Raw genomic sequence first — 1,142 nt, 5'->3', positions numbered from 1 at the left:
CTAGTGTGCTGCGCCGGAAATCCGTTGTAGATATCTGGCGAGGGAGTCGAGGATTTCCTCGGCAGACTTTCTCCATACGAATGGCTGCGGGTTGGTGTTCCAGTTGTCGATCCAGGTGCGGACGTCGGCTTCGAGGGCTTGCACGCTCTTGTGGACGCCGCGTCTGGTGACCTGGTCGGTGAGGTAGCCGAACCAGCGTTCGACCTGGTTGATCCAGGACGATCCGGTTGGGGTGAAGTGGATGTGGAAGCGCGGGTGGCGGGCCAGCCAGTCGTGGATGATGGCGGTCTTGTGCGTAGCCAGGTTGTCGCAGATGACGTGTACGTCCAACTCCGCCGGCACGGCCTTGTCGATCGCGATCAGGAACTTGCGGAACTCGACCGCGCGGTGCTTGCGGTGCAGTTCACTGATGACGGTCCCGTCGGCGATGTTGAACGCGGCGAACAGGCTCGTCGTGCCATGACGGGCGTAGTCGTGGGTGCGCCGGGCCGGCATGCCCGGCATCATCGGCAGCACGGGCTGGGACCGGTCCAGGGCCTGCATCTGTGACTTCTCGTCGACGCACAGCACGACGGCCCGCTCGGGCGGGTTGTGGTACAGCCCCACGACGTCGACGACCTTGGCCACGAACTGAGGATCGGTGGACAGCTTGAACCCGTCGATCAGGTGCGGTTTGAGGTCGAACCGCCGCCATATGCGCCCGATCGTGGACTTCGACAGGCCGCTGCGCTCGGCCATCGACGCCCGAGACCAATGGGTCGCATGACGCGGTGTTGCCTCCAGGGTCAGCGCCACCACCTCCTCCACCCGGTCGAGCAGAATCGACGGTGGCCGACCCACCCGCGGCTCATCGCCCAGACCGGCCAGTCTGTGAGCAATGAAACGGCTGCGCCACTTCGCAATCGTCGGCAATGACACGCCCAGCTCGGCCGCAATGCGGGTGTTCACCGAGTCCGGATCTGCACACGCCAGCACGATCCGGCACCGCAGCGCGTACGCCTGCGTCGACGTCGCCGCCCGCGCCCCACGCAGCAACTCCGTACGCTCCGCATCAGTGATCGTCAGCGCTGCCTTCGGCCGACCCATCCGTCCCATCGGCACAGCATAGACTTATGCAACGGATTTCCGGCGCAGCACACTAG

1 protein-coding gene is annotated in these 1,142 nt (G+C 64.9%); it reads right to left on the bottom strand.

The features are described 5' to 3' along the window. A complete protein-coding gene (locus tag AB0B66_RS43675; RefSeq protein WP_360541566.1) occupies nucleotides 1–1,095 on the bottom strand; it encodes an IS630 family transposase in 1,095 nt (364 codons plus the stop codon). Nucleotides 1,096–1,142: the final 47 nt, after the last annotated feature.

It is taken from the genome of Catellatospora sp. NPDC049111 (assembly GCF_040648615.1).
GTDB classification, from domain to species: domain Bacteria; phylum Actinomycetota; class Actinomycetes; order Mycobacteriales; family Micromonosporaceae; genus Catellatospora; species Catellatospora aurea.
The sequence above is the reverse complement of the archived record's forward strand: the minus strand, read 5'-3'. Positions and strand labels throughout refer to the sequence as shown.